At 42.7% G+C, this 6644-nt stretch carries 5 protein-coding genes and 1 pseudogene; 3 read left to right on the plus strand and 3 right to left on the minus strand.

Annotation, left to right across the window (positions count from 1 at the left end; genetic code table 11):
* Together H6G97_RS42640 and H6G97_RS42645 are read right to left on the minus strand one after the other, a co-directional pair.
* A partial coding sequence (locus H6G97_RS42640) for a two-partner secretion domain-containing protein (protein WP_190946587.1) occupies nucleotides 1–2202 on the minus strand: 2202 nt, incomplete at its 3' end.
* 473 nt (nucleotides 2203–2675) lie between these two features.
* On the minus strand, nucleotides 2676–2846 hold the full coding sequence (locus H6G97_RS42645) for a hypothetical protein (protein WP_190946588.1): 171 nt from the start codon (nucleotides 2844–2846) through the stop codon (nucleotides 2676–2678).
* Between H6G97_RS42645 and H6G97_RS42650 the strand changes: the two genes are divergently transcribed.
* Both H6G97_RS42650 and H6G97_RS42655 read left to right on the plus strand, forming a co-directional pair.
* Nucleotides 2837–2992 (plus strand): hypothetical protein, encoded by a 156-nt coding sequence (locus H6G97_RS42650; RefSeq protein ID WP_190946589.1) that lies wholly within the window; start codon nucleotides 2837–2839, stop codon nucleotides 2990–2992. The two genes, H6G97_RS42645 and H6G97_RS42650, sit on opposite strands and share 10 nt — an antisense overlap.
* A gap of 504 nt (nucleotides 2993–3496) precedes the next feature.
* Nucleotides 3497–4066, plus strand: a complete 570-nt coding sequence (locus H6G97_RS42655) for a tyrosine-type recombinase/integrase (RefSeq protein WP_190946590.1) — start codon at nucleotides 3497–3499, stop codon at nucleotides 4064–4066.
* A 500-nt stretch (nucleotides 4067–4566) separates the two neighbouring features.
* Here the strand turns inward: H6G97_RS42655 and H6G97_RS42660 are convergent.
* Nucleotides 4567–4740: pseudogene (locus H6G97_RS42660) on the minus strand (late competence development ComFB family protein); the annotation flags it as partial.
* Nucleotides 4741–5206: 466 nt separating this feature from the next.
* Here H6G97_RS42660 and H6G97_RS42665 point away from each other — a divergent pair.
* The coding region (locus tag H6G97_RS42665; protein ID WP_190946591.1) for a two-partner secretion domain-containing protein at nucleotides 5207–6644 on the plus strand (1438 nt) is incomplete at its 3' end.

Consider the following 6644-nt stretch of genomic DNA (forward strand, 5'->3'; position numbering starts at 1 on the left):
TGCCCCATCTTGGACGAGCAAGGAATTAGTTTTAATCGTCAAATCCCCTGCATCCCCTGTTGAGTTTCGCTGTGCGGAAGCAGTTAAGACACTGGCAGACTGACCATCTGCTGAGCCACCAATGAGTTGAATATCTTGAGCATCAACGCTCAAATTTCCTCCCTTGCCCTCACTAAAGGTACTAGTACTCACCACTGCCCCATCTTGCACGAGCAAAGAATTAGTTTTAATCGTCAAATCCCCTGCATTCCCTGTTGAGTTTGGCAGTGCGTCAGCACTTAATTCACTGCGAGACTGACCATCTGCTGAGCCACCAATGAGTTGAATATCTTGAGCATCAACGCTCAAATTTCCTCCCTTGCCCTCACTAGAGGTACTAGTAATCACAAATGCCCCATCTTGGACGAGCAAGGAATTAGTTTTAATCGTCAAATCCCCTGCATCCCCTGTTGAGTTTGGCTCTGCGGAAGCAGCCAAGGCACTGCGAGCACTGGCAGACTGACCATCTGCTGATCCACCAATGAGTTGAATATTTTGGGCATCAACGCTTAAATTTCCTCCCTTGCCCTCACTAAAGGTAGCAGCACTAATTTGTGCCCCATCTTGGACGAGCAAGGAATTAGTTTTAATCGTCAAATCCCCTGCATTCCCTGTTGAGTTTGCCGAAGCACCCAAGGCACTGGCAGCTTGACCATCTGCTGATTGACCAATGAGTTGAATATTTTGGGCATCAACGTTTAAATTTCCTCCGTCGCCTCCACCAAATGTACTAGCACTTACCTGCGCCCCATCTTGGACGAGTAAGAAATTAGTTTTAATCGTCAAATCCCCTGCATTCCCTGTTGAGTTTGCCGAAGCATTCAAGCCACTGGCAGCTTGACCATCTGCTGATTGACCAATGAGTTGAATATTTTGGGCATCAACGTTTAAATTTCCTCCGTCGCCTTCACCCCATGTATTAGCACTTACCTGCGCCCCATCTTTGAGTAGCAAAGTATGAGTTTTAAGAGTCAAATCACCTGCATCCCCTGTTGAGTCTGTTTGTGCGTTAGCAAACAAGCCACTGCCAATCCTACCATCAGCACTTGTACCAATAATTTGTACATTTTGGGCATCAACATTTAAATTTCCTCCATCGCCTCCATCAGATGTACTAGTAGTTATCTGCGCTCCACTCTCAATTCGTAAGGTTCTAGTACTGATATTGATATCGCCTCCCTGTCCAGATGCTTCTGGTAGCACTTGATTAGCAATGAAGCTATTATTGTCAAGATTAATTACTCCAGTTGCATTAACTTCAATATTTCCTGCCTCACTACTCTCAGAAGCCAGTACACCACCTATTCCTGCAAACAGGAAACTCCCTCCTGTCATCTCTAAATTCTGGGTATTAACTGCGATACTACCACCATCGTCAGCAATCACATATAGTCTTGCACCATTACTAAGGGAAACATTACTTCTTTCTACCCCATTAGGAAAACTCAAACTCAGATTACTATCATCCCCATTTAACCCAACCCTTCCTGCACCAGATAAACCACCTAACTCTACTCTTCCACGCAAAGCAAACAAACCTCCACCATCCATACTGATGTCACCGCCTACCAACAGTAAGCTATTGCCATCTGGTACGCGTAAACCAACTGAGTTATTTTGGATAGATGCGGTTTTTATTTGATTAAATAGTAAGGCGGAAGGATTAACCGTTAGCAGGGACGGAGAACTTTCCGGATTGGAGGCACTAAAAAATCCTCGATTTCCAAATTGCAGTGCATTAGCTGTAGTCCCAACAAAAGAACCACCAATATTCAACTGAGCATCTTTACCAAATACAATTCCATTGGGATTTATTAAAAACAGGTTAGCCGTACCCAACGTGCGAATTATCCCATCAATATTAGAAACTGAGCCACCTGTTACTCGACTAATAATATTTTGAATATCTAGAGCATTATTAAAATAAGCAGTACCACCATTAATCACAGAAAACTCACTAAAACTGTGAAACAAATTACCACCAGCTTGAGTTCCTCCTGTGATATTGAGGGTGCTGCCATCTGGTGTAACAATGGAATTATTAGGCAAGGTGTTATCTGGGGTAATTTGGGCAAAGACATGCTCTTGCGAAGAAGCAATCAAAAGGCTGCCCATTGCCAAACTACAACACCAACACCGCCAATTTTGAGCTATTCCTAACATTGCACGCACCCTGATCCTCGTCTTATTTTGTCAGTTTTCTAAGTTGTAATACTGTACGATTGGCTCTTTAGCAATATCTTGAAAGCATCTGAAAAGTAATCGGGGTAGTCTATGCAAGAGTTTTTTCTAAATTTGGTAGTCCCTGAATTAAAATCAGAAGTCGGCTCATAGATTTTCGCCATTCCCGGCTACCGTCTGGGTGTTAAATCAGTGAACAGTCAACAGTTATCACTTATCACATACATTTTCAGTGTGGGGATTTGACCACGACTGAATCAGTGAACAGTCAACAGTCAAAAGTTATCACGGTTTCACTGATAACTGATAACTGTTGATATGCTGCTATCAATTGGCGTAGGCGCTCATCGGGATCATCCATAACAGCTTTTACCAAAGAATAATACAGTAGACCCAACACAGCAGACAAGTTTTAGCACTGCTTTATAAGACCTTACTCTTATATCAGGCAAGAATCAAAAAAATATGAAAACTTTAGAATGTAGTTGTTCTTCTCCCATAACTGAAGAGCGATATCTGCGGTGGGCTATTTGGTGATGCACCCCTTCTTGCTCAAAGTCGTCAAAAATCATTCCCGTTTTGGGAATGACTTTGTGAATGTGTCCCAATACTCGTTTTGAAATCACAACTACAACCGTTGCGATCGCTAACAGATGCTCAGGTAGCCTTAAAATTGCAGACTTCTAAGCAAGTTAAAAAAACTATAAATTGGGGGAGAGCAAAGTACATCAAACAATTTCGTACCCAATTGGGTTTATCACCAACTGAGTGAATCCAACCTGCTTTCTTAAGTAAATTTCGCAGCCCAACAAATCAAGTCTATTTTCCGTTGGGTTGTTTCTCGGATTACAGCAATACCTAACTATGACTAGGCTCTAACACAATAGGCACATCTTTACAACATCCAAACTCCAATGCTGAAATCCTTACGTTTGACATCTACTCCATTTCTTGTTCTGTTAGCACTGCTGTCGGGATCTTCGGATTTAGATCGTTTTGTACTTTCACTTTTTTTAGCTTACTTTAAATTTAGTTCCGCTAAGGTTCGCAACTCAATCAAGAGCGCTGTCATAAAGTCCGCTTATGATTTAAGCCCCAAACCCTGATTCTCTGGTAATCAACCAGAGCTGCATCGCCATGTAGATTTATAAGCAAAACCTAACTCCCAAGTTTTCCAGCAAACCGTCACGAGATAATCACTGTTTTAGTCGTATACACCGGAATGCTTCACTTTGTCGGTGTACCCCTAAGATAGTAATAGTAACCATCCTAGACTATGAAAATCGACCGTCACGATCAAGCTAAAATTTTATCATCAAGCGAGATCGTTCAACTATTTACCCACGGATTTAAAACCCAACGCGATCGCGCTTTATTCGGCCTGTGCCTTTACTGCGGGTTACGAATCTCTGAAGCTTGCACCATGCACACCAGAGGCGCTTACCGCATCTCTGGAGGTGTGCGGGGGCGGATAACGGTACGCAAAGAGAATACCAAGGGGAAGGCTGATACGCGCTCTATCCCTGTCTGTGATGAACTTAGGGAAATACTAGAGGCTTATTCCTCTCCCAAGGAGTTCTTGTTTCCTGGGCGCTGGGGACGCGGACATATCCATCCCGATTCTGCCGACAAGATTCTCCGGGCTGCATTTGATGAACTTGATATTGAAGGGGCAAGTACCCATAGCTTTCGCCGAACTTGCTTGACTAAAATGCACTTGTCACACGTTCCGACAAAAGTAATTAAGAAAATCTCTGGTCACAAAACATTGGCGGCTTTAGATCGATATCTTGAAGTCACTGATGAGGATTTGCAGGATGGTGTTAATACATTAAAGTTTCGTTGAATCCGTTGCATCTCAGTCACGGTTGAGAGATAGTGAGACTAAATTTCCCGTCGGCGGGAAAAGCAAATATAACTTTGCCCGTTCTAAAAAGTTGATGTTTTTCTGAGGCGTAAAACTATCAGGCTGTTGCTTTGGGCTGAGATAAGGTTATAAAACCCGTTGAGTGATATCACCATTGATATCATGAGTTCACGTTGCGGTAAAAGGCGATCGCTCAATTGAGAGTATCCCCAAACAGGATCACCAAAAGTGGACAAGACCCTTATTGTCGTTTGGAGACCCCTCTTATTTGCAGTTAATGTGGTTTCAAAATTGCCTTGTTTGCAGTTTGAAACGTTTATGTTTGCAGTTCGCTACACCTAGTGTCAAGGAATAGCGCTCCTCACTACCGCTGCTACAATCGGTAATTCTGCTGAATCAAAACTTCCTGGAGTTGGGCCTGGTCGCCGTGGGCTGGGAATTAGAGATAAACCACCAGTATTATCATCATTATCATCCCTCAAGACCTCACCAGTTAATAGCGCACCCATCAGCTCATCTAGCACCATATACTCTTCAATTGAGAGTTCCGAGGTATTATCACAAATTTGCCCTATTTCTTCTTCCATTGCTTGTGTTAGATAACGATCTTGGAAAGCTTGTTCGACAATTTTTTTGATACTCATAACGCTCATTATCTTCACGTCTGTAAGTTTTACTGTTAGGGTATCTAATTTTTAGGACTTCTGATATGAAGTTGTAGAAATCGCTTGAATAGGCGCTACGCGGCGAACGCTTGCACAGCGATGTGTCAAATCGTTATAGGCTGTGGATTACAGGTTCTACAGTCTAGCAATGAAAATAAATTGGCATGGATGTGCTAAGGTTCTAACGCAGTCAGAAATACAGCTAATTTTCAGTGATGGTTTTGATAATGATCGCGATATACCGACATAGGATTAAAAGCGTTTACAGTAGAGGGTTGTAGAGGGGTGAGAAGTGTCGAAAGGTTGTAGGGCGTTAGGGAAGGTATTAAAAGTTGTAGCGTGCAAATCTAATCACTTTCTGTAATCAACGACTATATGCTGCTGGTGTTTTACTCCAGTAGTAAATGCTGGCAGTTTCGGGTGATTAGGGCATCACCGTGCCAAAAAAGGTTTTTTGTACGCTAAGAAAATTTCAAGATTTAATAATGCTGTTGATATTCAGAATATTATCACTCGGGTAACGGGTAGGTCAGCTTCTAATATTGATGGGTTAATTCAAGCTACGGGTACAGCTAATCTGTTTCTGATTAATCCTAACGGGATTATTTTTGGGCCCAATGCTTCTTTACAAATTGGCGGTTCATTCGTAGCAAGTACCGCGAGTAGTCTGAACTTTGCCGATGGAACCAAGTTTAGTGCCACGGATATTCAAACAAAACCCCTCCTAACAGTAAATGTTCCCATTGGTTTACAATTCGGAGCAACTGCCGCCCCTATCCAAAATCAATCCCAAGCATCAAATTCAAATGGCACAACTGTTGGGCTACAAGTAAAGCCCGGTAAAACCTTAGCACTTGTAGGAGGTGATATAACGCTCTCAGGCGGAAATTTAACAGCACCGTCAGGACGAATAGAGCTAGGAAGTGTCGCTGCTAATAGTTTGGTCAGCCTGAAACCAACGAACCAAGGTTGGCTGTTGGGATATGAAGGTGTCCAAAATTTCCAAAACATTCAACTAATCCCGCGCACTTATCAAGGTTCTTCGATTCCATCTCAGGTAGATGCTAATAATAGAGATGGCATTGGAGGAAATATTCAAGTGCAAGGTAACACCGTTGAACTTACTGGTTATCTTGTTCGCCTAAGAACTCAGACTACGGGTGCAAATGATGGCGGAGACTTAACAATTAATGCCAAGAGATTAATCGTTCGGGATGGTGCAGCCATATCAACTGCTACTAGAGGGACGGGGAATGGAGGAAAGTTAACTGTGAATGCTTCTGAGTCTGTAGAGGTGATTGGTAGCGTTCTCTCACCGGATAATAGTTTGTTCCCTAGCTCCTTATCTAGTGGAACTGCTGTTGCTGGAAAAGCAGGTGATATAGTCATTAACACCAAGAGGCTGCTTATTCAAGATAGGGGACAGATCACAACAGAATCTAGTGCAGTGTTTCGGAACGAACAATTTATAGCTGGTACAGGTACAGGAGGAGATTTAACTGTGAACGCCTCCGAGTCCTTAGAAGTAAGAGGTAAGGGCAGTGGCTTGTTTGCTTTGACTAACACTTCCGGGGATGCTGGAAAACTGACAATCAATACAGGACAATTGATTGTTCGTGACGAAGCAGAAGTAACTGTTAGCAGTCTATTTAACAATAACTACATCTACCCAGAAAATACAGTCAACTTAGGGAAAGCAGGCGATCTAAATGTAACTGCTGGCTCTATACTTCTAGACAACCAAGGAACACTTACATCTGACAGTTATTCAGGTCAAGGTGGTAATATTACGCTACAAGTACAAGACTTATTACTGATGCGCCGCAACAGTCAAATATCCACTAACGCAGGTACGTCAGAGGCTGGTGGGGATGGCGGTGATATTACCATCA

The organism is Nostoc flagelliforme FACHB-838 (assembly GCF_014698065.1).
GTDB classification, from domain to species: Bacteria; Cyanobacteriota; Cyanobacteriia; order Cyanobacteriales; family Nostocaceae; genus Nostoc; species Nostoc flagelliforme_B.

What these genes read in the sequence shown, in the direction of transcription:
- H6G97_RS42655 (WP_190946590.1), top strand. Translation starts at nt 3,497, where the DNA reads ATGAAAATCGACCGTCACGATCAAGCTAAAATTTTATCATCAAGCGAG.